This window comes from Micromonospora sp. NPDC048898 (assembly GCF_043198035.1).
Taxonomy (GTDB): domain Bacteria; phylum Actinomycetota; class Actinomycetes; order Mycobacteriales; family Micromonosporaceae; genus Micromonospora.
This window is the reverse complement of record NZ_JBICUF010000010.1, coordinates 1-23,034: the sequence shown is the minus strand read 5'-3', so window position 1 is coordinate 23,034 and position 23,034 is coordinate 1. Positions and strand designations below refer to the sequence as shown.

Below are 23,034 nucleotides of genomic sequence, written 5' to 3'. Positions count from 1 at the left end.
TGGGCCGAGCGCTATGCCGGGTCAGCGGTGGTGATGGCGTCAAGTGCGTCCGCGAGTGCGATCGGGTTCAGCCCGAGTAGCCGCAACACATAGGGCGGGAGAAGGACGAAAAACAGGTGGTAGAGGCCGTCGGGTTCGACTTTCTGCAACCACGTCAACTGCCGTGCTTGCCAAAGCAACATCACTGCGGTGCAGGCCGTGCCGTGTGGTGTGGGTTTTTCGTGTACGGTGCTCTGGATCTCCATGCGCATGGAGCCGAAGGCAGTCGCGATCATCCATTGCAGGACAGCGTCGCCCAGGGTGCCGTTCGCGAGTTCGACCTCGACCGTGTCGCAGAGGTTGAGCGCCCAACTGCGGCGTTCGACGGCTGCCATCCAGCCGGCACGCAGCCGCTCCAGCGTCGACTCCTCGACGACACGGCGTAGCTCGGCTCGGACGTCTCCGGTCGGCAAGAGTGTGTTCCCGGCTTCGTCGGTCAGCTCGGTGGCCTGTACCCCGTCGGGAAATTCGAGCATCGAGGCGCCTGGCACGGCCGCGCCGGCAGGGCTCATCGACCGCACGAGCGCGGCCATGCCGGTTCCGTTCAGTTCCGAGCCGTCGAGTGCCACGGTCGTGGACATCAGATGGAAGTCGGCCGGGGTGAGTGGCTCGGCGAGCGCGGGTCCTTTGTCGAAGGGCAGCAGCTCGGCGGGGGCGAAGGAGATCCCGGCGGCTTTGATTCGAGCGTCGATGCGGCGTATCCGCCGGGGAATCAGCGCGGTCCTGTCGCGGCCCGGAAGTCGCGCCGCCGCGTCCTGCGCCAGGTCGTAGGCGTCCTCACTGTCCGCGACGGGATCCGGCAAGGGGAGGGTGACAGCGGACTGGAAGGCGGCTCTGACGGTCGGCTCAGGCACCGCGTGCCCGTCGCCGAACGCGCGCAGTGCTACGTCGTGAGTGCGCTGGCCTCGGCGAGCGTGGCGGCCGAGCCAGGTGACCAAGTCGGCCGCTCCGGGCGCGGGCTGCGAGGACCTTCCGCCGAAGCCCTGTCGTATGGATGTGTTCGCGGGAATCAGACCCACGCGACGCCAGTGCTCGACCTGCGTAGCGGTTACGCCCACTGCCTGTTTCCGGGCGTAGTCGATCAGCGCCTGGTCCGCAGGGCTTGGTGGCTTCCGGGGCACGTCGTCGAAGATACGCGGCTGAGTGCCCACAGCCCCGCAAACTCGTCTGGGTTAGCGGCCGGTGGCGGTGTTCTCCTGATCGTGCCGCGGCCACCAAGGTCGCGGTGATCCCGGACGAAGGAGAGCCCGAACCATGTCTCGCCGCGGAACGCCAACCCGCAGGAAGCCGCTCCGTCGGCGTCTGCCCTCTGCTACCCCTAGCATGCGCCGAGCTGCAGGCCACCGAACCACGGTCATCGGTGGCCTTGCCCTCGGGGCGGTCCTGGCCGGTCTGCTCGCCGCTGACAGCTCGTCGTGGGCCACCGGCATCGAGACGGCGCTGGCCGTCACCGCCGCCTGTGCCGCGTTCGCCGCGCGTCCGCCCCGCTAACCGTCGCGCACTTACCTGCCTGACGGGTGATCCAGAGGAGGTGTCACACCCTGCTGATTCACTGTTGGCAGACCGTTAAGGAGAGGTGTGTTCGGTTGAACCAAAGCCGTGCTCCGGATGGGCGGCGTGACAGCGCGCCCGGGACATCGGCCGAACAGCCGTGCCCCTGTCACCCGGAGCCGACCATCGGTGCCGACCGCCGCCGAACACCGCCAGCGTCGGGCAGGCGGTCGGCGGCAGAACGTTGCCCGCTTCTCCCAAAGGCCAGGGCGAACGCTCGGCGGGCGCCTGGCTTGAAGTCCAGTATCGTGAGCGGCCGGTCCGCACGAGCAGGTCGTTCCTGGAAGGAGCGTGGGCGGTGCGTGTGATCGCCGACAACCGGTATGCCGAGATCGCGAACACCCGTCGTGTTGGTGGTCAGGCGGAGGTCTTTCAAGCCTCCGACCTGCATCAGGGCGGCAGGCACGTGGCCGTGAAGCTGGTTCCCGCCACATCCGATGAGATCTACCGCATCTACTTTGAGCGGGAGACTGCGGCGCACCACAAGCTGGACCACCCGAACATCGTGTCGCTGCTGGACAGCGGCACCGACCACGGCGCGGGCGTGTACTACGTTGTGCTCAGCTGGGTGCCGGTGTCGCTCAAGGACTGGCTGGCAATCGCGCCCGAGACTCCCGGCTGGGACGATGTTGCTGAGGTTATCGCTCTGCCGTTGGCGTCGGCGTTGGCGCACGCACACTCGATGGCAGTGCTGCACCGCGACATCAAGCCCGGCAACGTGCTGTGGGACGGCGAGAAGCCGTTGCTCGCCGACTTTGCCTTGAGCAAGATCAAGGACCAACTCGCGGGCGCGACCGACGCAACGGTTGCCGGGATGACCAGCGCCCCGTGGGCGCCACCGGACCTGGCCTCGCGCGGCTCGACCAGGTTCGACGTCTACAGCCTGGCCGCGACACTGCTGCAATGCGTCACCGGCTGGGAGCTACGTGACCTGCCAGACATCAGCCGAGCGCTCGACGAGGCCGACCTGCCGCCCGGTGTCCTGGCGCTGCTGCGACGCTGCTTGGACGTCGATGCGGCGAAGCGGCCGGCCGATGGACAGCAGTTCTACCTTGAGCTGCAGGCCATTCAGGCGGCGCGCAGCGAAAACTGGCACGACCAGAAGGTGCTGTCGTTCGAGCTGTCCGGCGCGGCGCGCCGATCATTGGAGGAGACCGGTGACGGCCGCTCGGCCGAAACCGTCATCGCGGGGCTGCTCGGCGCGGCCACCTACGTACTGCCCCGGTTGAAGAGCCTCGGCGGCGGGCGCACGGTGCTCAACGCCGACGAGTTCCGTCTTGTCGGTGACCAGGTCGAGCTGGTGCTGGTCTTCAAGAACCGTCATCAGCTGCTCTGTACCCGCGCGGCGATCAAGGACTTCGACGAGCTGGAACGCTGGCGCCAGAACGACGACACGATTGTCTTGGACAGCCGCGACTACACCTGGACGGCACAGCGGCCAACTAACCCGCAGAGAGCCGCCGCAGCCGCCGACGAGCTGCACCTGCTGCTGGAAAAGGCTGTCCAGGACGCCGGTGATCGCAACAGCGACACCTTCAAGCAGGCGCGGATGACCAACTGGTCACAGCTGATCGAGGCCAAGGAAGCGCTGGAGAAGCGCCTCGAAGAACCCATCAATTATACGCGAATCAGCCGCGACGGCGCCCAGTTCGACCTGCAGACCACGACCCCGCTGACGAGTGCCTTCCTCGACCAGGAGCGCATGGCCCGCCCCGTCGACGAGCCCGCGGTCCGGGGCGCTGCGGTGACGATCGCCGAGGTCGACGGCACGGACATCACGGTGCGGGCGACCCGGCCCGGCGACGAGCTGCCTGCCCACGGTGTGCTGGTGCGCGACCGCACGCCGTCGCAGGCCGCGATCCGCCGGCAGAAGACCGCGCTCGCCGCCCTGCGCGACGGCAGCTCCGCCCGCCCGCACCTGCGTGAGCTGGTGCTGGACCCGTCAGTGGCGAGCGCGCCGGAGCCGGTGGCATTCGAGCCGCTGCGCCCTGACTTCGACGACGACAAGAAACTCGCCGTCGCGCACGCGCTCGGCTCGCCGGACCTGTTCCTCGTCCAGGGCCCACCCGGCACGGGCAAAACCTCGTTCATCGCCGAACTCGTTCACCAGCACCTTGCCGCACGGCCCGGTGACAAGATCCTGCTGGTCAGCCAGATGCACGTCGCGATCGACAACGCGATCACCCGGCTGCACCGCTCCGGCGTCACCTCGGTCGTGCGTCTGTCGAGCCGCGACGACAACGTCGACCCGGACGCCGCGCACCTGCTGCTGTCGAACAAACTGCGCGCGTGGGCAGACGAGATCCGCGCTCGCGCCCGCACCGGCATGGCAGCGTTGGCCGATCGCGAGGGTGTGCACATTGACCATCTGTCCCTGGCACTTCGTGCTGAGGAAGCCCTGGCCACCCTGCGGCAGAAGACCGAGACCGCCGAGTTGCTTGGCCCGCTTGATGACGACGACCGGCTCGACAACGAAGACCTGCCCGAGGAACGCGCCGAGCTGCTGGCGGACTATCTGCGGGCCGCCGAGCGCGCCGACACCGCCGCCGCTGAGGTCCGCACCGCAGCCAGGGCCCTTGAGATCGCCGTCCCGGACGAGCTCGGAGAACCGGAGCTGGAGAAGCTCGTCGCCGGCCTGCTGGACGGACCCGGCGCCGGGCCGCGGCTGCGGGAACTGCTGCGAACCCAAGGTGACTGGCTGGCCAGCCTCAACGACCCACAGACCGCTGAACCGATGTTCCTGCCCACTCAGAGCGTGGTCGCCGGGACCTGCATGGGCTTCCTGGCCAACCCGCACATCCAGAACATGCAGTTCGATCTGTGCATCATCGACGAGGCGTCCCGGGCCACCGCCACTGAACTGCTGGTGCCGATGACCCGGGCCAAGCGGTGGGTGATGGTGGGCGACACCAAGCAACTCCCGCCCATGGTCGAGGAGGTGTTCGAGTACCGTGACCTGGTCGACACGTTCGACTTGGACAAGGTGTTCCTCACCTCGTCGCTGTTCGACATCCTGCTCGGCGAGGCACCGCCGGCCTGCACAGCCAGTCTGGTCACCCAGCACCGCATGGCCGAACCGATCGGCGAGCTGATCTCGCAGGTCTTCTACGCCGGCACCCTCGTACACGACCCCGTACCTGTCCTGGCGCCCGAATCTGTTGACGACAGCGACCGGCTGGTGTGGTTCTCCACCAGCCGACGCACCAACCGCCGCGAGGACGCCCGCCGCGCCGGAAGCGCGAGTTCCTCGAACAAGCACGAGGCGGCGAAGGTCGCCGACCTTGTCGCACGCCTCGACACCGATGTCCAAGCCGGCAAGTACGCCCGCACCGACGGCGGCAAGCTGGAAGTGCTGATCCTTACCGGGTACCGCCGGCAATGCACCGAGATCGAACGCGCGCTGCGGCGCCTCACCCTGCGGCACGTCACGGTGCAGGTCAAAACCGTGGATGCGGTCCAAGGACGCGAAGCCGACGTGGTCATCTTCTCCGTCACCCGCAGCAACCTCACCGGCGAACTCGGCTTCCTCGCTGACCGATACCAGGGCCGGGTCAACGTCGCCCTGTCCCGCGCCCGGGAACTGCTCTGGATCGTCGGTGATTCCGAGTTCTGCAGCAGCAAACAAGGCCCCCTCAACCGGGTACTCAGCCACATCACAACCACCGGCGGAAGGGTGCAGTACCTGTGAGCCGCGACATCTTCGCCGACGCCGCACGCCGCCACGCCCACGCCCTTCCGGGACACACGCTGCTCGCCGCGGAGCCATGCGCCATCCCCGCCTCCGTGCTGACCGTCGACGTTCTGGTCGAGCAGTCCGAAGACCTCGAAGCCGGCCAGAAGTACACCCTGCGCGCCCTGCTTGGCGGCATCGACACCGTCGAAGACCTGCAACTGTTCCTCGGCCTCGACGACGGCGACACCGGCCGCGCCGTCGCCGGACTCCTCCTCGCCGAGTACATCACCTACCAGCCACCCGCCGACGGCGGCCTGCGGCGCCTACAGCTACTGCCCGCCGGGCAGGAAGCCGCCCGCGACGCCCAGCTACGCCGCCCAATGCCCACTACCATCCCGGTCGTCTACGACCGCCTCACCGGCACCGTGAACGACTGGCGACGCAACTCCCTGCGCCGCTCCAACCAGGCGAAAGGCGATCCCGGACGGCTCCTGCTGCCACCGGCGAGCAGCCTGCCGGTCCGCACCGTCGACCTCAGCATCGCCGCGCTCACCAGCACCCTGGACCAGCGCAGCCGCGACGGTGCACGCCTGCTCGGGATCAGTGGCGTCACCGAGAACCGCAACTTCTACCACGACGCCATCCTGCTCGTCTTCACCGACGACGAAACCCGCCAGATACGCCTCGGCGTCGACGTCGACGGCAAGTGGAGCGAAGCGCACACCGCCGCGCTAGAAAGCATCGGCGCCGTCGAACGCCTGCGGCTGTCGGCCGCACCGGTCGAACACCCCCACGCACCCGTCACCGACCCCGGCGAGCGGCTGAGCAAAGCAGACGTCCTCGCCCTCCAAGCCGCCGGAAACGATCCGGACGGAGACGGTGCGAATGCCGCGTTGAACCGGGCGGTGATCCGCTGGATGGGCGTGTACGAACACCCGGCCTGGCTCGATGACGCCCTCGCCAGCTCACAGCGCCGACTGCTCATCAGCAGCCCGCAGATCCGCACAGCCGTCGCGTCCAACCGGTGGATCGGCGTCCTGGAGAAGCTGGCCCGCGCCGCCGACGTGACCATCGTGTGGGGCCCCGGTGACGACGACGGAACCGATCAGGAAGCCATCGACGCACTGCATGCCGCCGCGCGCAAGACCAATCGCCTCGCCGTCGTACGGGTCGCCACCACCCCGGCGAAAATCCTCATCAGCGACGGTTACTACCTCACCACCAACTTCAACTGGCTGTCATTCCGCGGCGAGCCGTCACGCATCTACCGCCCGGACGACGGCGAACTCGTCCAGGACCAGGCACTCACCGACCGCGCCTACGACATCTACCTGACCGAGGCATGCGCCAACGCGGTCGAGGTGGTCGGCACCCTTCCGGCCAAATTCCGCGCCGAGGCCGGGCCCGGCTCTGACGCCACCCCGCCGAACCACATCCCACCGAGCAGCGGCATCGGACGGGACGCCCGTCGGCCGCCAGCGCCGTCGAAGGCAGAACGACGCCGCGTAGCACTCAGCAAGCTCGCGGCAGGCCAGACCGTCGCAGGACCGGTGAAGCGCCTGACGCCTTTCGGTGCCTTCGTCGCCCTGGGCGAGATCGACGGCTTGATCCACATCTCGCAGATGGCACACCACCGTGTCGAGCACCCGTCCGAGGTCGTCAACGTGGGTGAGACGGTCACCGTGCAGGTCCTCGACGTCGATGTCGCGCGCGAGCGAGTGTCACTGTCGCTGAAGGCGGCGACCTCTGCGAGTTCTGAACCGAGCCGGCCAGGATCTGAGTCGCCAACCCCGCAATGGAAGACACGTCGATCCCGCTGATGTAGACCCCAGCACCGCTTCCCCCTGGCTGGCGAAGCTCTGGACCTCACGCGGGCAGTCAGCCGACTGAAGGCGCTTGCCGTGCCACAAACTGCCCCTTTGCTCCACGCACGGGGCCTACGCTGGTCGGCACGATGACGTCAGGGCAACACACCGCGCAGCGCCTGCGCCGGGGCGCGTTCGGACCGACGACCTTTGGCACTCGGGCGTTCCACTCCTGACGGTGGCTGCAGCCCGCATCCAAAGCTCTTGCTGCAGCCCGCATCCAAAGCTCTTGCAGCGCTGTCGATACTGTTCTTCAAGGAACTGCAGCCCACGATGTGGGTCCGGCCGTTCGTCTCAACGAAGGCGTTTTTGCGGCCGACTACCTCCAGGTATCGCTCCAGCAGCGGTCGCGTCTCGGCAGCCCACCGGGCGTACTGCTTGCAGCGAACGCACGCTGCCCGTCCGCCGCAACCACAGTCGCCACAGCAGCTACACGGGGTGCAGGGATGCGCGACTCCCTCGGAGTCGACGACCATCGGGTCGGGATTGTCAGTTGCAGAGCCGACCTGACGGACGCCTACTTCCGCGCCGCCGTTCCGAAAAAGGATCTCGTATGAGCCCGGTTCGGTGATGTCGACGACCCCGATTACGTGCCACTTCGGATTGATGAGCACCCTCATCATGACAGAGTAGGTCTCGTCAGTTCGCGGGAGCAGCCCCGGTCTGGGCATCGGGCCGTCGGCAATCTGCCCGGCCTGGTCCGCCTCGGGTCAGTACATCGGGCAGCCGTTGTGCTGGCGTTCTGGCGACCGTGCGAGGTATGCGTCGTGCCCGCAGCCGTGGGCACCGTGGATTGCGACTCGTTCGCACGGACGCTTCGCATCGTGGGGCGGCCCCGCTAAACCTACGGCGATGGGGCGATCACGGGCCGGCGCCTACCCGACGTTGGTTAGTCGATCATCTGAGCGCGGCGGGCTGTCCTGCGGGGTGGCTACATCGGGATGGGATACCAGGGCTGCCACTCCTCGGTGACGTCTTTGCGGAGCCGGCGGGTGTACTCGGCGACTTGCTCCTCTAATGACGTCACCATCGCGGCGTGCCTGACCGGATCGAACGGCTCCCACTCTGGCGACGAGAAGTCGACCACGTCCGGGGTGTCGTGCAACTCGCAGTGCTGCTCCCGCCAGCGTCGCAGCGTCTCGTTCTCGGGACCACCGAGGTCGTAGACCGTGATGAGTCCTTGGGTTGAGCGCATCTGGGTCCAGGATGCGATCTGACTGCCCTCTACTGGTCTGCGGCAGCGTGGTCCTCGGCGGGTGCGGGCGATGCACTGCAGGTTGTAGACCCCGTCGGGCAGGTACCAGATTCGGTTTCCGAGCAGTACCAAGTCCGCGCGTTGGGTCATGGTTACGACGGTAGAGGGCCGTGGTTACGTTGATGCGGCGGACACGCGCTGCCGCCACGTCACAGCGAGCGCGAGGGGTGCCTCGGCTGGTTGTCGGGATCCGACTCAGTGGTGGCGGGGCAGCTCATGTCTAGTCGCTCTTGTCTCTGCCCGTTCGTGTCGATGGCTCGGCGTAACCCACGTTCAGCCAAGCTTCCTTGGTGATCGGTGAGCCGTAGCTGGCACAGGGCTCTGGTGGGGTGAAAATCGCCAACCGCCGCTCGGTACGGACGTCTGCCATGGTGGCTCCGGGAGGCAGGCTGTCCAACGGTGGAAGGTCGCGAATCTGCTGCTTGACTTCGGTGGATGCAAACAGTGCCTTCACGACCGCATCAAGGACTCGGTTTGCCAGCTCGTCGGATGTAAGGTCTTTCGCGTCCCGGGCGGCGGTGGCTGCGGCGGCCCGCATGGGTGCCAGCACTGCGTCAGGTAGCACGGGCTCTCGTGCCGTCATGGTCTCCCCAATCATCAAAGCCGGTGGCCAGAGTATCGCTGCCTCGTGCCTCGTGCCTTGGCGTTCGACGGTGCCTGTGGATCTGCATCGTGCTCTTCTCTCTACGTCGGTCCCCACACGCGGAAGACCGCCCCGATGGCTGCGGTGACGGGCTGTCACGTAGTCGACGACCTCCTGGCCGGGTGTGCTCCACTGATCGTGGCGACCGCGGAGCGCGGGGTCGCGCAGCTTGTCATGGGCGGCGGCCAGCCGTGCCGCGGACGTCAATCATCGATCTCGCGAGACTGCTGTGGGCTGGGGTCCTCGTGCTCGGCGCCACGGGGTTGAGGTGCGCCGCCCCGTGGAGCTGCCTCGCCAGCCGGTGGCGGGATGATGGTGTTGACGGTGTCGGTCAACCGCTCGACACGTTCGGCAATCCGCTGCACGAGGCCGAGGACTTCGCGGGTGAGCTGAGTCGTCGACGGTGTTCGCGCCTGCTCCGCCTGCGCCATGAGGCTTGTGAGGATGGCGCCGACCTGGTGGTCCGTTGGCGAAGCGGAGTACAATACGGGTGAGGACATGGGCTGGGCTCTTTGGCTCAGGTTGTGGGGGTCGCGTTCGCCATCTGGTGGAGCGGCCCCACTCTCGTTGAGGCGAAGTTCGGTGCCGGTGCTCGCTTCGAGAACGGTGGCGACGTCGGCTATCCGGTTCCACCATTGCGGTTCGTCGGTGCGGATGGCGCGGCCTGCGGACCAGGCGACGGCGTCAGCCATCCACAGTCCGGGGTCGTTGCGCCCTTCGACGTGGATGAGTCGCATCCGGTGGCTGATGGCTCCCTGTTCGAGGAGTCGGCGGTAGACGCGGATGTCGTTGCGGTCGATGCTGGGCAGCCGACTGCCGGTTTCCCGAGCGTTGCGCCACTCTGCGGGACTGCCCCGGGTTTCCAGGTACACGTCGCGGACTCGTTGGCCGTTGAGGTAGCGCAGGAGCCGTTCGGTGCTGAGTTGTCGGGCGTGTTCGCGTTGGCCTTCCAGGTGTGCGTGTACGTGGCGTGGGTTGTTCGGTACGGCGGCCGTGTTGCCTGGGTTGATGGGTACTTGGGCGGAGACGACGGACCAGCCGGCGTGCTCGGCGACGACGTCGAGCATCGCCTCGATGGTGCCGACGTGTCCGCGGTGATACAGGGCCGTGGAGTGGTAGCCGTCGTGGATGCCGGCGGCTCTTGTCGCGGCTGCCTCTGCGGCGGGGACGCTGTCGTGGTCGATGATGACGGCGGCCATCAGGTAGGCGCCGGGGCTGTTGCGTTGCTGGAACCACGACTCGTCGACGAACGCGGTGGGATGCGTGGCCATCAGTCGATCTCCGCTTCCTCTACGGTCCCCAGGTCGCGGGTAGTGGTGCGTTCCCGGGCGGCGGTGGCTTGCTCGGGCAGGTGCTCGGTGATGGGTGTGACGTGTGGCTGCGGCCGGGTTTCGTCGATGGCCCGGACTCGCGCGGTGGTGGTGGCGATGGCGTCGGCCAGGGTGGTGCGGCGGGTTGTGGTGCGGCGGGCTTGTTCGGCTGCGGCGGCGAGTCCGGCGTAGCGGGTTGGCAGGGCGCTGCGGTACCAGCGGCTCCAGGTGCGGTGCTGGGATTCGAGGTCGGTGACCCGCGCCTGGCGCTGGTCGATGACCTCGCGCAGGCTGGCCAGCCTTGCGCGCAGACTGGCGGCCCGGCCGGTGGCAGCGTCGATCCGCTGTTGGGCTTCGCGTTGGGCGGTGAGGATCCGGGTGCGCGACGGCCCGCGTTGCCACCAGCGGGGGCGCAGCTGTTGGGCGTGGGCGGTGGCGCGCTGGCCGGCGGCGTCGACGGCGGTGAGGAGCAGCGCGAGGTCGTGGTGGCGCTGCTCGACGTCGGTGAGGGTGAGGTGCGCGTCGCGCAGCTGGTCGGCGACGTACGGCGGCGCGGCGTCGTCGGCGGTGCGTTGCGCGGTGATCAGGCGGGTGAGTTCTGGGTCGTCGGTGGTGGTGAGGCGGCCGGCGAGGGTGGCGGCGCCGACGACGACGCGGGCGCGGTGCCAGGCGTTCCACCGGGCGATGTCCCCGATGGAGGGTTCGGGTCCGATGGGGTGCTCGCTGGTGAGTTGGTACCGGTCGCGGTAGGTGACAACGACCTCGGCGCGGGCTAGCCATTGGTCGCGGCCGGCGGCGTCGTTGGGGACGTCGCCCAGGGCGCGGGCCCAGGGGGGCTGCTGCTCGGCGGCGAGGTCGGCCAGGGCGCGGACGCGGCGGTCGCAGATGCCGGCGACCTGGCGCAGGGCGTCTCCGATGTCGCCGGTGAGGTCGGCGGGCACGCGCTCGGTGTAGGTCGCGGCGAGCTCTGGTGTGGTGGCGATGGTGGGGTCGGCGGTGGCGCGGCCGATGATGCGGTCGATGCGCCAGGACAGCACCGCGGCGATGTCGTCGGCGGAGTTAATTTCGCGGGGTCGGATGGCGCGGCGCAGCACGTCGGTGGGGTCGTGGCCGGCTTCGCGCAGGGTGGTGAGTCGGGCGATCAGCGCCGGGAGCGCGAGGTCTCGGGCGAGCCGGTCGGCGAGCTGCCGTCCGCTGATCTGCCGGACGATGGCGAGGTAGACGGGGATGCGGGCGCGGGCGGACAGGTCGTCGTAGATCGGTGTCCAGGCGTGCAGCGCGTCGACGTCGGCCCAGAGGTGCTGTTCGGTTTCGGTGGCGGAGCGGTCGGGTGTGGCGCGGCGCATGATGTCGGCGAGGACGGCTACGCGGGCGGTGGGCGGCTGCGGTGGGGTTCCTTCGCGGGGGTGGTCGTCGGTGACGACGTACGCCTCGTTGAGGGTGGTTCCGCGGGTGAGCATGACGTAGAGGCGGGCCAGGGAGGTGCTGTCGTCGACGAGCGCACGAGCGGTGTGCACGGTTTGCCCCTGCACGGAGTCGACGGTCAGGGCGTAGGCGAGCTGCACGTGCTGCGCGGCGTACGCGGCAGGCAGCACGGCGGTCGTGGCGGTGCGCAGGTTGGTGACGTGCACCTGGCCACTGCGGGTGACGGCGTCGACGCGCCACTGGTCACGGTTGGCGACGAGCGTGCCGCCGTCGCCGATGCGCCGGTCGTTGCGGCGGGTGACGATGATGTCGCCGACGCTGGCGTGGTTGCCGTCGCGCAGCCGCACGACGGGGCCAGCTCGGACGAGGCCAGCGTGGATGAGAATGTCACGGGCGCGCCGGGCGATGTCAGCGGCTTCGTCACCGGTTTCGACGAGCATCATGCTGCGCAGACCGCTTGCCATGTCGCCTGCCCACCGGTCCAGCATCTGGCCGACGAGCTGCGCCCGGTGCCCCCCGATGAGCCGGCCCCTGCGGTCGTATTCGGCCAGGACGGTGAGGTCGCCGGTGCGCAGCCGCAGCGACGCAGCTCCTTCCCACGGTTGGGTGAACCGGTGGACCGCGCTGAGGTGAGTGGTGACGCCGAGGCTGTCGAGGTAGCGGAACAGCCCGCCGGGCCCGATCGCGGAGATCTGCTCGGGGTCACCGACGAGGATGAGTTTCCCGTTGACCTCGTCGAGGAGGGTGACGAGGCGGGCGAGGTCGTGGCTAGAGACCTGCGACGCCTCGTCGATGATGACCCATTGCCCGCGCCGGAACTGCCAGTCCGCGGCGGTGGTGCCGGGTGGCGGCCGGTGTTGGGCGTGCAGCCACCGGGCGATGTTCTCGGTACGCAGCACCTCCCCGTCGTGCGCGGCGGTGGCGTCGGCGAGCAGCTGGGCTGCGGACTGTCCGACGGTGAGGCCGAGCACCGGCACACCGGTCTCGCGGGCGGCGGTGACGACGGCCCGTTGCAGGTAGGTCTTGCCGGTGCCGGCGGGCCCGACGACGCCGGTGACCCGCCGGTCGTCGCCGACGAGCCACCGCAGCGCCGCCTCCTTCTCGGGCGACAACCGCAGGGCTGCAGTAGCGGAGGTGATCGCTGCCGCTGGGGCGGGGATGGCTCCGCGGCGGCCGGCGTAGGTGAGGACTTCCTTCTCGGCGGCGAGGACCGTGTGGGTGGTCATCTGCAGGTCGCGGTGACGGGTGTATTCGCTGTGCCGGTCGCTGCCGCGTAGCAGGCTCGGCCCCCACTGCACGAGCGCTGGCGGTGTGAGCACACGCAGCCCAGCCAGACCATCGGCGATAGCCTGACCGGCGAGCGTCTGCACCCGCTGCCAGTCCGCCTGCGGTGACTGACCGGGGGTGATGTCGAGAACGCGGCCGATGGCCAACTCGAGGTGCTCGCGGCCGAACACCGCCCGCTCATTGCCGAGGTTGCGCAGAGCACGAGCGAGAGCGAGGCGCACGTCGGCACGCACGGCCGCGTCGATGACGCGGTCCTGGTCGGCGGCGGAGACACCGAGCTGCGCGGCGACCTCACGAAGCGCTGCCTCGTCGACGCCGTCGGGGTGTAGCCGGTACGCGCGGCGGAGGACCCGCCGCGCGGTGACGGCGGTGTCGTCACGGGCGGCACCGTCGAGGATGAGGCGTACTTGCCCGGCGGTGTCGAGTCGCGCGGAGCGGTCCTCAGCGTGCCAGCGCTGCACGGCCTGCTGGGTGGACTCGGCGCCCTTGTGCGGCCGGCGGGTCCGCAACGTCGCGTCCTGCGCGCGGCGACGCCACTGCGCAGCCACTGATCGCGTCGCCGGAGCCTGCCTCTCAGCCCGGCGATCCATCTCCTCGGTGATCGCGCCCCGCCGCTTGCCGAAGTGGCGCAGCGACGCCTCGCTGAAACCGACGATCTCGCGGATCCCGGAGTCATCCCGCGCGCCGAAGCCAACCCCAAGGCGGCGGTGAAGCTCGACCTCCACCGCGCGTTCGTAGGCGACCCGGGCGCCGATCGTCGCCCGGTAGAACGCCTTGCCGTCGAGGGCCAGCCACTGCGGATCGCCGTCCGCGGTCACCGTCTGGACCTTGCTGGAGACGACGATATGCGAGTGCAGCTGCGGGTCGCGCTCGCGGCTCATCCGGTGGTCGAAGACCAGCGCCGCCAGACCCGCGGTGTCGAGTTGGCGGACGCCGCCCGCGCCGGCGCGGGCGAACGCACCATGGCGCTGGAGGTGATCGAGGAGCGACCTCACCCCGGCGTGGTGCGCGGCCATAACATCCTGCTTGACCGCGTCGTCGCCGAACGCCCACAGCAGCGATACGGATTTAACGGGGGAGACGGTGACGTCGTATGCGGATACGGCCCGCCGCTCGGGCGCGTTCATGATGTCGTGCCATACCTTGTCGCGCTGCTCCACGGTGGCATCGGCGGGCAGGTGGGCCAGCGCCCGCTGGACTGCCTTCTGGCGGTACTCGTCGGTCATGGGCCTGTAGATCCGCCATTTCTGCCCGAGCCGATAACCGGCGAGCGGGTGACGCCCTTGGCCGATGAGGTACCGCATCTGCCGCTCGTTGACCCAGCCGGCGACACCAAGGACGGCGGCGCCGTTGCCGGCCCACCAGCCGGGGCTCTCTCCCCGCGCCGTGTGGTTGGCGTAGTAGGGCGTTGGCCCTCCGTCGCCCAGTGGGCGCAGGTCATGGCGGCCAGCGGCAACCTGTTCTATGACGTAGCGGTAGCCGTCGCCGGGCGAGATGCGCGTGACGGACAACATGGCTCGACCGTAGAAGATCAACTATTGAATGGCGATGGAGAATGCAAGGGGGTGTATCCCCCGTAAGCGAGCAAGAAACGAAGCGGTAGCCGTTTGGGCAGGTCGCAGAGTGCGTGGCTGAGGCTGAACGGTCGGGCGGGAAGATGATGAACTGCGGCCAGCATCGAACGAATAGACGAATTGGCGGGGTGTGTGATCTGGTGAGCTGCCGGGGGTGGTCGCTACGGTCGGGGAATGGCGAGTAAAACGGGGAACGACGCGACTCGGAATCTGCGGCGGCGGCAGGAATTGGAGCTGCGCGCGGTGCGGGCGGTCGAGCAGGCTGCCGGGACGGTGCAGGATGCGCAGCGGCGTCGGCGTGAGGTCGTCGCGCGGCTGGATCAGGAAGTCGCGACGGCTGCGGCGGCGCACGGGTTGGCCGTGGTGGTCCTGGCGACGGTTCTGAGAGATGACAGCTTGGCGGCGGACTTGACCGGGGTGGACGTGGCGCGGGTGCGGGCGTATCGGCGTGGCGCGGATGGAGCGGCGGTGCGCGCCCGGATCGCTGAGTTGGGCGAGGTGGTGCCTCGTCGGCGGCGTACGGCTGTCCCGGTGCCCGGAAATGCCGGGCCGGCTTCCGCTGGTGATGTCTCAGCCGGTGCGCCGTCCTGAGGCGGTGGGCTGGCCGGTCCGGGGTCTAGCCCGGACCGGCCAGCGTTGCGTGCGGGTGGGTGGTTAGGTCCAGTCGAGTCCGCACCCGGTGCAGACGCGAACCGTGCCTTCGCCTACCCATTCCATGAGTTCGTCGTCGGTGGCGGTGCAGTGCTCGGGGATGGCGGCGGGCCAGTCACCCTCGATGATCAAACGGCCGGGGTAGACCCATCCCTTGGCCTGGCTGCCGTGATACGTGACGGGCGGCCCCGGGTGTGGGTCGGCCAGCGGCAGCAGGGCGCGGTGGCGCAGGCCGGTGCCGCTGAGGTCGGTCGGGGTTGCAGGTGGCCGCTTCCTGTGTACGGCGCGCCGGTACTGAGTGAAGTCCTTGAAGGTGGGCGCGGCCAGTTCCGCGCGGTCGATGAGCGCGAGCGCTTCGTAGGGCTCGCCGGCCTGGTGATGGTGCAGGGCGGCGCGTAGGCAGGCGTCAGCGCGTGCGATGCGCGCGGCCTCGCGGTTGATGCGTTCCGCGAAGGTGACGCGAGGCGCGGTAAGCGTGTCGGGGTTGGCGTCGAGGTGAGCGGCAACGGCTTCCCAGATTTTGGGCCGCCCGTATTTCATGGTCAATGCGTCAAGGTGGTGGTCTGCGATGTAGCGGACGGCCGCCTCCTTACCGCCGTGGATTGGGCTGTGGAAGTAGTTGGGTGCCCAGTCGTCGCAGGCGTGGGCGATGATGACGAGTTCGGGGCGGGTCAGCCTCATGGTGCCTCTCGTGTGGTGCGTGGGTGTGCGCGGCCGGGGTGCGGCAGTGGGTGACGGGTGCGGCAGCCGGCGGCGGCGCGCTCGACGCGCGTCGGTGACATCTGGGGTGTGGTGGCCCAGCCGCTTCGTCGGCGGCCGGGCGTTGCGTTGGCAGACGTTCTGGCGATGTTGGTCGTGAGCAGGGAGGGCTGGCCGGTCCGGGTTCCACTCGGACCGGCCAGCGTTGCGGGTGCTGTGGTTAGGTGCAGTCGAGTCCGCACCCGGTGCAGACGAGAACCGTTCTGTCGGCGATCCATTCGGTAAGTCCGTCGTCGGTGGCGGTGCAGTGCTCGGGGATGGCGGCGGGCCAATTGCCTTCGATTACGGGGCGACCGGGGTAGACCCATTCCTGGATGTGGCTGCCGTGGTGCATGACGGGCGGCCCGGGGTGTGGGTTGGCCAGTGGCAGTAGGGCCCGGTGGCGCAGGTTGGTGCCGGTGAGGTCGGTACAGGAGAAGGGCGGCGTCTTCTTCTGGACGGCTCGCCGATGCTGATTGAAGTCTTTGTAGGTAGGTGAGGCCAGCTCCGCCCGGTCGATGAGCGCAAGCGCTTCGTAGGGCTCGGCGGCGACGAAGTGGTGGTAGGCGAATTTCAGGTAGCGGGCGGCTTTGGCGTCGCGTTCGGCCTGGCGGGCACGGCGCTCCCGGTGGCGGATGCGGGGCGCGCTGAGGTCTTCGGGGTGGGCGTCGAGGTGCGAGGCGACGGCACGCGAGATCATTTCTCGGCCGTGGCGCGCGGTGAGGGCTTCAAGGTGGTGGTCGGTGAGGTAGCGAACGGTGAGGCTCTTGGGCAGGTTCACTGGCGCGGCGGCGTAGGCGGCGGCCCAGTCCTGGCAGACGTGGGCGATGGTGATCCGATCGGCGCGGCTGAGGGAACTCAAGGTTTTGCCTTCCAATGGCGATGCGACGTGGGGTGAGGGGCGGGAGCGGTAGCCGGCGGCGGCGCGCTCGATGCGCGTCGGTGACGTCGGGGGTGTGGTGGCCCGGCCGCCTTGCCGGCGGCCGGGCGATCCGCGCGGGTCAGATGTGTTGGCCGAGAAGGCGGCCGGGGTCGCCGGTGGTGACCCATGCGGAGGTGTCTCCGAACAGCCGTCCCGCGCGATTGACGAGCGCGGCGGGGTACACGTCGGGGCGCTGTACGTGGTGTTTGCCGTTCTGCCACAGGTCGAGCAGCAGGGCGGCCAGCCGGAGCGTGGCGCGCATCCGGCCGGCGTTGCAGGCGTCGCAGTGGTGCCGGCGGGCGTACTTGATCAGGGCGACGGTGGCCGCGCGTAGTTCGATGGCGGCGGCGGTGCTGTGGGTGGGTGTCGTGGGCCAGGTCGGGGCGTGCTCGCACAGGTGCAGGAAGGTGATTACCTGTGCCATACGTCGGCGGGCCGCGTCGAGCAGGTTCAGGACGTGTCGCGTGTGGGGGTCGGCGGGAAGGGCCGGCACCGCGAGGGTGGGAGCAATTAGCGCGGGCATCGTGAGACTCCTCGCGTGGGGTTTGGTGGGTGTCCGATAGGGGTTCGCCGTCCCTGTCGAACTACTATTACTATACCCGATTATGTGGGCTGTGTCTATCTGGATGGCCCGGAACCGTCCGGGGCTCCGGGCCACCCCAGGGCCGGTTAGGAGCGGTAGCGGCGGCGCTGCATCGGGAGCGGTGGGTTGGCGGTCGCGCCGATGCCCTGGTGCCACTCCTTGACGCCTCCGCCGCGTCGCTTGGCTGCGTACATGGCGGCGTCTGCGCGGCGGATCAGGTCGACAGCGGTGATGTCGTTGTGGTCCGCGAGGGCCAGCCCGAGGCTGGCGTAACAGCCGAAGTTCGTTGCGCCGAGGATGACGGTTGTCGCGTCGAGCGCCTGGGCGGCGGCTTCGACGTTGTTCCGGGCGGCGTGCATGCCGTCATCAATGATCATCATGAACTCATCACCCCCCGTCCGGCCGACCATCGTGCGGGGAAGGCAAAGCCCACTCAGGGTGTCCGCCACCCGGCAGAGCACGAGGTCTCCGGCGGTGTGGCCGTGCTCGTCGTTGATTTCCTTGAACCGGTTGAGGTCGACAACGGCCACGGCGACCGGGCGGGTCCGGTCGGCGAGTAGGTAGTCAAGGTGCAGGAGCAGGGCGCGGCGGTTCGGCAGTCCGGTCAGGGCGTCGTGGAGAGCCTGGAAACGAGCGGTGACGAGATCGGTGCGGAGCTTCCTGTTGCGCGCGAGAAGCGCGATGCACGACGCAGTGGTGGTTGCGAGCAGGAGCGTGGATGCGGTGCTCATGTGTCTCCTTGGTTGGGGGTTTGTGTGGTGTGCGGTGGGGGTTCGCCGTCCCCTCCGAACAACTATTACTCTACCCGGTTATGCGTTCCGTGGCTACCCTGTTTGGCCTGTTCGGGCATCGGATTTTATGATCTTGGTGGGTGGTTGCCGGCGGCTACGCCGACCACCGTGCGGGGTGCGGTCGTGGCGCGTCCCCCCACTTCTTCCGGCGGTGGGGGCGAGTTCACTCGACCCGCGGCGCGCGCAGTGGAGGTCAAGTTCGGGCGCGGGGTTTCGAGGAAAAGATCATGCGGGGTGTGCATGATGTTTTGCGAGCCGCGCCCGGACTTGACCGGAGCGAGCACGTCGCTAGCCTGTTCGGCCCCCACCGAAGGAGAAGGGGTTTTGAGCAGTGCGGCCGGAGGCCGCTTCCGGTTTCCGGTCCGCTAGGACCGGGCCCGAAACCCGGCAGCACCCGACGAGTGGCGGTGGGCGTTGCCGGAGACAGCTACCGGCGCTGCTCGGCTTGGTCGAGGATCGCCCACAGCGTCGCGCGCTTCCATCTGCGGCGGTGGCGGCCTTTGGGGCCTACGTTGTCTTCGTCGGCTTGGCGAAGCACCTCGTCGGGCATGGCGTTCGGGCTGTTGTATCCCAGGACGCGGGCGGCCTCGGGGGCGCCGACGAGTTCGTCGGAGTCGCCGGAGCGGTCGGGGTGGCCCTGAGGTGTGGCGCGGGGGCGGCCGGTGTGGGGTGCGCCTTGCCCGGTGCGGCTGTCGGCGATGTCCCACACCGTGCGGCGCTTCCAACGCCGGCGCTTACGGCCGGTTCGGGTGAGGGATTCATCGTCGACGCGCTCAACCAGGAGCGGCCAGATCCGGTTTTGTCCTTGCAGTGAATCGGCGCTCTGGTAGCCGAGCATGCGCGCGACGGTGGTGCTGTTCACGAGCTCGTCGGGATCGCCGCTGCGGTCTACGGCGGCGCTCGCGGCGTGCCGGGCCCGGTCTCGCGGCAGCTGGTAGGAGGCGATGCTTTCGGCGAGCCATTTGGTGCCGTCGACGCGTTCGGGAAAGCCGTTGGTGGCCCGCTCGCCGTAGAGCTTGTCCAGGTGGCTAAGCGAGATGCCGAGCATCGCTGCGGCCTCGGCACGGCCTACGCGGCGGCTGTCGGGATTGCGGGTGGCCATGCGCCGATGATGCCGTATCGGTTGGTTGGGTGGCCGCAGGGGCTGCGCGAGCCGCCCGACACGAATGCTGATCACTTTCCTGCTCCGGTGGCCGGTGGCGGGTGTCGTAGGATGGGCGGCACGTGCTCGGCGTATGGGCCTTTGGGGGCCTGTGTGGCGTCGACACCAGGCGGCCGGGGGGAGTTCGCCAAACTAACCCCCCGGCCGTTGCCCTGCCCGCTGACGTGCGTCGGTGCGAGCGGTGGTCTCGCGGTCCGGTGGTGGCCGACCGGCGGGCGTTACTGGCGCGACGGCGTATGAGCGGCGACGCGAAGGTAGTGGCGGGCGGTCCGGGCGAGTAGCCCGTACTGAGTGTCCCAGCGCGCGATGATCCGCCCGCTCGGGAGGTGCCGTGCCACATACTCGCGTCGCAGCGCGGTCCAACCCCCGGCGCACACGGGGATCGACTCGGCCACCAGTTCCCAGCGCTCGCCGTCGGCCGACGTGACGTGGGCGTACCGCTCGCGGGTCAGCGACCATTGGTCGCCATCGGCGTTGAGGATCAGGCCGTGGTCGGTGCCGTCGCGGAACAGGTGCTGTCGGCCGGCGCAGTCGCGGATCAACACCACGTCTGCCCGTGCGTCGAGTGGCTGGGGCGGCGTTGCGGCGCACTGCCAGTGACCACACAGCGGGAGGTGGCGTGCCGTCGTGCGTTCGGGGTCGGTGAGGGGAGTGGGCGGCACGTCTGACTCCTTGGGGCAGGTGTGGGGATTCCGATGAGGTTCGCCTTCTCACCAGAACAACTATCACTATACCCGTTCAGCAGGGTGTTGTCTACGTGCGGGCGGTGGGGGTGCGGCGGCTTCGTTCGATGGTCAGCGACCGATGGGGCGGACGGCGGAGCTGGCAGGCCGATGCGGCTGGTTGCGAGCGGAGCGAGTGGCCGGGTCGGCCGGTGTCTGCGGGAGCAGCGGTCTGGACCGGCTCGGACCGGAGTCCGAGGCTGGTTTGAGGGCGATCGGAAGCAGCTGCGGGGCGTCGGATGGGGTTGTTGTCGTTGTGGCAGGCTGGTCCTGGTCCTGGTCCTGGTCCTGGTGCATGGCGGCTTCCCCGCTCGGGGTGGGTGCGTTGCGCGTCAATCCGACTGCTCGGCGGGGTTTGGCCCGGGTAGGCGTTCCTTGTCAAGGAAGGGGACCGCTCCGTACCGGCCTTTGAGGTACCTGCCAGCGACATCGTCCAAGGCGTTGCGCACTCTGAACTCCGTCAGCGGGTAGAGCCTGGTCGCGCCTGCCTGGTCTTTCTCGGTCAGCCAGACCTGGTCCCGAGCGAGTCGTATGTTCTGGTGTCGGCCGAGTAGCTCGATGTCGTGTGTGGTGAAGATGATCTGCGCACCATGAGGATTGGTGTCGGCGCTGTGGAAGAGACCGACTATTTCAGCGGTGAGCAGGGGGTGCAGTTCGCGACCGAGGTCGTCGACGGCCAGTAGCCCGCCGGTGGCGAGGGCTTGGCCGATGAGTTGCAGCAGGCTGAACAGGCTTTTGGTACCACTGGACTCGTACTTCCAGGGAAGGCTGACCTGTCCCGTGTCCGTCGCAGCGGCGTGGAGTAGTTCCACCGTAGGCCCGGGTGCTGTCGTCCGGTAGCGATCGCTGGGTGGGGTCACAGTCGGTGCGTCGTCGTTCACCGGGTTGGCCGCAGGGATGTCGGCTCCGACGATGCCTAGATCGGCGAAGCGGAGTAGGGCGATCATCCATTTGTCGGGAAGGGCCTGCGGTGCCGGCGGGTCGTGCCGTAGCCCGGCCGTGGTCGTGTGGCCGTGGGTGAACCAGCGGTAGATTTTTCCCAGTTGCGGATGGCTGTCGGCGGCAGCAGAGAGGAAGAGGCTGTTAGGTCGCGTCACGCGCGAGATCGATTCCCTCGGGCCGCTGAGGCTGTTGCCAAAGCGCATCTGGTCCGCGTCGCGTTCTACGTACACCTGCCGTCGTCCCTTGGGAAACGCGTAAAGCCACTCTCGCCTGACGGCCTCATCGTCGAGCGAGAAGCCGTACTCGTATCGCACGTCGTCGAGTACAAGGTCGAAGACGAACTCACTGGGTCGGGCCGCGCCGTCGCGGTCGAGTCGGAACGGCTGACGGCCTGGGATCGGCTCGTCCGGCAGCCAGCGTTGGTGAGAGAGCCGGACAGCGGCTTGGGCGAATCCCAGAGCGTTGATCACGTTGGATTTGCCGGAAGCGTTGGGGCCGAAGAGCCCGGCGGCTGGAAGCGCGCGCAGTTGTTCGCGCGGTACCGGCCGGGTGGCGATGTCCGGGTGCTCGTTGGCGGCGATCAGACTGATTTCCGCCTCGTCGCGGAGGGAGGCGAAGTTGGTGGTGCGGAAGCGCAAGAGCATGGCGCGGTCAAGCTCCAATCGCCGGGACGCTCGGCAGCGTACATGTTTCAGCCCCCGAAGCGTCAATAAGTGCCGCTTTTGGCTCTGAATCGGGCGCTGCCGGGGTCGGTCGTGACGGTTGGTTGGCGGTGAGGCGCTGGCGCAGCTCGGAGAGGGGGAGCCGGTGGCGTTGCCGTTGGTGCTGTTCGGTGAGGATGGCGACTTCGCCGAGCTGCTCGCGTAGCTGGGCCTCGGCCGCTTCGGCGGCGGCGTAGTGGTCGGGGAGGACTTGCAGCAGCCGCGCCCAGTGGGTTTTGCCGGCTCGGACGCAGGCTCCGCCGCAGTTGTTGTGCGGTAGGCCGAGGTCGTACAGCCGCGGTGGGCGTAGCCCGAGTTGACGGGCCCAGGCGAGCAGGTCGTCTTTGGCAAGGTGCGGCGGATCGAGCAGGGGGAAGTTGGTCGACCAGGGTTTCCAGCCGGCGGCGATGGCGGGTGAGCGGCGCCGGTCGCGGGGTGAGGCGTCGAGTCCGATGTGCAGGGTGGTGGAGTTTGGGTCTGCGTGGGTGTCGAGCCACTGCCGGCACGGTCGGATCTTTAGCGCGAGTGTGCAGGGGGCGACGCGGCTGTTGCCGAGGTAGCGCACGTCCTGGAAGAGCTGCCAGGGGGTGCGGCCGTCAGCGACGCGAGTGATGGGCACGCCGAGCTGGGCGCTGCTGTCGTTCAGCCAGCGATACAGGTCGGGATCTTCGGTGAGGACGTCAGCGAAGAGTAAGACCAGGCGGTCGGTGCCGTGTTGGGCCGCGACGCGTTGCGCGGCGGCCCAGCTTGCGATGCCTCCGGAGTATTGGACAACGTGCAGGCGGTCGGCAGAGCTGCCCGCTCCTGGGCGGGACGATGGTATTGGCGAGGGCATGGCGGTCCGTTCGAGGCGTTGTCTGTGGTCACGTGGCCTTCCGTGCCGGTCGGACGGCGGGTGAGCGCCGCGCCGGGGAAGGCGAGGGGGGCGGCGGGTGAGCGCCCCTCGTCGGAGCCGGGGCGCATCGATGCGCCCCGGCTCCGGCACCGCGCGGGAGGTCCAGCGGTGCTGGTCGAACCAGCGAACGACCAGGGGCGGCGGCATGGCTGTTGCGGTGCTGGTGGGCGTGGGGGGGGGGGGGGGGGGGGGGGGCCCCCCCCCCCCGGGGGGGGGGGGGGGGGGGTCGGCGCCCCCCCCCCGGGGGGGGGGGCCCCCCCCCGCCGGCGGGGGGGCGGGGGGGGGGCCCCCGGGGCGCCGCCGAG

The 23,034-nt window shown here is 68.9% G+C and carries 17 protein-coding genes; 4 read left to right on the top strand and 13 right to left on the bottom strand.

The window, feature by feature from the left end; genetic code table 11:
• Positions 1-11 precede the first annotated feature (11 nt).
• Positions 12-1,190 carry a hypothetical protein gene (locus tag ACGFIQ_RS23890; RefSeq protein ID WP_393247032.1) on the bottom strand — a complete coding sequence of 393 codons (1,179 nt, stop codon included), beginning with the start codon at positions 1,188-1,190 and terminating at the stop codon, positions 12-14.
• A 172-nt stretch (positions 1,191-1,362) separates the two neighbouring features.
• Between ACGFIQ_RS23890 and ACGFIQ_RS23885 the strand changes: the two genes are divergently transcribed.
• From ACGFIQ_RS23885 to ACGFIQ_RS23875, 3 genes are all read left to right on the top strand, one after another.
• Positions 1,363-1,530 (top strand): hypothetical protein, encoded by a 168-nt coding sequence (locus ACGFIQ_RS23885; RefSeq protein WP_393247030.1) that lies wholly within the window; start codon positions 1,363-1,365, stop codon positions 1,528-1,530.
• Between the two features lie 358 nt (positions 1,531-1,888).
• The gene (locus ACGFIQ_RS23880) at positions 1,889-5,278 is read left to right on the top strand and encodes an AAA domain-containing protein (protein ID WP_393247028.1); all 3,390 of its coding nucleotides are present in this window, start codon (positions 1,889-1,891) and stop codon (positions 5,276-5,278) included.
• Positions 5,275-7,083, top strand: a complete 1,809-nt coding sequence (locus tag ACGFIQ_RS23875; protein WP_393247026.1) for a S1 RNA-binding domain-containing protein — start codon at positions 5,275-5,277, stop codon at positions 7,081-7,083. Before ACGFIQ_RS23880 ends, ACGFIQ_RS23875 begins: the two co-directional genes overlap by 4 nt.
• 976 nt (positions 7,084-8,059) lie before the next feature.
• Here ACGFIQ_RS23875 and ACGFIQ_RS23870 read toward each other — a convergent pair.
• The 4 genes from ACGFIQ_RS23870 to mobF form a co-directional block, all read right to left on the bottom strand.
• On the bottom strand, positions 8,060-8,323 hold the full coding sequence (locus tag ACGFIQ_RS23870; protein WP_393247025.1) for a hypothetical protein: 264 nt from the start codon (positions 8,321-8,323) through the stop codon (positions 8,060-8,062).
• Positions 8,324-8,603: 280 nt separating this feature from the next.
• Positions 8,604-8,933 carry a hypothetical protein gene (locus ACGFIQ_RS23865; protein WP_393247023.1) on the bottom strand — a complete coding sequence of 110 codons (330 nt, stop codon included), beginning with the start codon at positions 8,931-8,933 and terminating at the stop codon, positions 8,604-8,606.
• Between the two features lie 296 nt (positions 8,934-9,229).
• Positions 9,230-10,297, bottom strand: coding sequence for a hypothetical protein (locus tag ACGFIQ_RS23860; RefSeq protein ID WP_393247021.1), 1,068 nt, complete (start codon positions 10,295-10,297; stop codon positions 9,230-9,232).
• Entirely contained in the window at positions 10,297-14,562 is a 4,266-nt protein-coding gene (mobF, locus tag ACGFIQ_RS23855) for a MobF family relaxase (protein ID WP_393247019.1), read from the bottom strand. Before mobF ends, ACGFIQ_RS23860 begins: the two co-directional genes overlap by 1 nt.
• A 303-nt stretch (positions 14,563-14,865) precedes the next feature.
• Between mobF and ACGFIQ_RS23850 the strand changes: the two genes are divergently transcribed.
• Positions 14,866-15,213, top strand: coding sequence for a hypothetical protein (locus tag ACGFIQ_RS23850; RefSeq protein ID WP_393247017.1), 348 nt, complete (start codon positions 14,866-14,868; stop codon positions 15,211-15,213).
• 63 nt (positions 15,214-15,276) lie between these two features.
• Here the strand turns inward: ACGFIQ_RS23850 and ACGFIQ_RS23845 are convergent, their stop codons facing one another.
• The 8 genes from ACGFIQ_RS23845 to ACGFIQ_RS23810 form a co-directional block, all read right to left on the bottom strand.
• The gene (locus ACGFIQ_RS23845) at positions 15,277-15,954 is read right to left on the bottom strand and encodes a hypothetical protein (protein ID WP_393247015.1); all 678 of its coding nucleotides are present in this window, start codon (positions 15,952-15,954) and stop codon (positions 15,277-15,279) included.
• Between the two features lie 238 nt (positions 15,955-16,192).
• Entirely contained in the window at positions 16,193-16,873 is a 681-nt protein-coding gene (locus ACGFIQ_RS23840; RefSeq protein WP_393247013.1) for a hypothetical protein, read from the bottom strand.
• 139 nt (positions 16,874-17,012) lie between these two features.
• On the bottom strand, positions 17,013-17,456 hold the full coding sequence (locus tag ACGFIQ_RS23835) for a hypothetical protein (protein WP_393247011.1): 444 nt from the start codon (positions 17,454-17,456) through the stop codon (positions 17,013-17,015).
• A gap of 146 nt (positions 17,457-17,602) precedes the next feature.
• Positions 17,603-18,247 (bottom strand): GGDEF domain-containing protein, encoded by a 645-nt coding sequence (locus tag ACGFIQ_RS23830; protein ID WP_393247009.1) that lies wholly within the window; start codon positions 18,245-18,247, stop codon positions 17,603-17,605.
• 487 nt (positions 18,248-18,734) lie between these two features.
• Positions 18,735-19,409, bottom strand: a complete 675-nt coding sequence (locus ACGFIQ_RS23825; RefSeq protein ID WP_393247007.1) for a hypothetical protein — start codon at positions 19,407-19,409, stop codon at positions 18,735-18,737.
• 278 nt (positions 19,410-19,687) lie between these two features.
• Positions 19,688-20,131, bottom strand: a complete 444-nt coding sequence (locus ACGFIQ_RS23820; protein ID WP_393247006.1) for a hypothetical protein — start codon at positions 20,129-20,131, stop codon at positions 19,688-19,690.
• Positions 20,132-20,523: 392 nt separating this feature from the next.
• Positions 20,524-21,795, bottom strand: a complete 1,272-nt coding sequence (locus ACGFIQ_RS23815) for an ATP/GTP-binding protein (protein ID WP_393247004.1) — start codon at positions 21,793-21,795, stop codon at positions 20,524-20,526.
• Positions 21,785-22,669, bottom strand: coding sequence for a hypothetical protein (locus tag ACGFIQ_RS23810; protein ID WP_393247002.1), 885 nt, complete (start codon positions 22,667-22,669; stop codon positions 21,785-21,787). The genes ACGFIQ_RS23815 and ACGFIQ_RS23810 overlap by 11 nt, the downstream gene beginning before the upstream one ends.
• Positions 22,670-23,034: the final 365 nt, after the last annotated feature.

Coding starts and splice junctions, on each gene's coding strand:
- ACGFIQ_RS23885 (WP_393247030.1), top strand. CDS start 1,363: ATGCGCCGAGCTGCAGGCCACCGAACCACGGTCATCGGTGGCCTTGCC.
- ACGFIQ_RS23870 (WP_393247025.1), bottom strand. CDS start 8,323: ATGCGCTCAACCCAAGGACTCATCACGGTCTACGACCTCGGTGGTCCC.
- ACGFIQ_RS23860 (WP_393247021.1), bottom strand. CDS start 10,297: ATGGCCACGCATCCCACCGCGTTCGTCGACGAGTCGTGGTTCCAGCAA.
- mobF (WP_393247019.1), bottom strand. CDS start 14,562: ATGTTGTCCGTCACGCGCATCTCGCCCGGCGACGGCTACCGCTACGTC.
- ACGFIQ_RS23845 (WP_393247015.1), bottom strand. CDS start 15,954: ATGAGGCTGACCCGCCCCGAACTCGTCATCATCGCCCACGCCTGCGAC.
- ACGFIQ_RS23835 (WP_393247011.1), bottom strand. CDS start 17,456: ATGCCCGCGCTAATTGCTCCCACCCTCGCGGTGCCGGCCCTTCCCGCC.
- ACGFIQ_RS23830 (WP_393247009.1), bottom strand. CDS start 18,247: ATGAGCACCGCATCCACGCTCCTGCTCGCAACCACCACTGCGTCGTGC.
- ACGFIQ_RS23825 (WP_393247007.1), bottom strand. CDS start 19,409: ATGGCCACCCGCAATCCCGACAGCCGCCGCGTAGGCCGTGCCGAGGCC.
- ACGFIQ_RS23810 (WP_393247002.1), bottom strand. CDS start 22,669: ATGCCCTCGCCAATACCATCGTCCCGCCCAGGAGCGGGCAGCTCTGCC.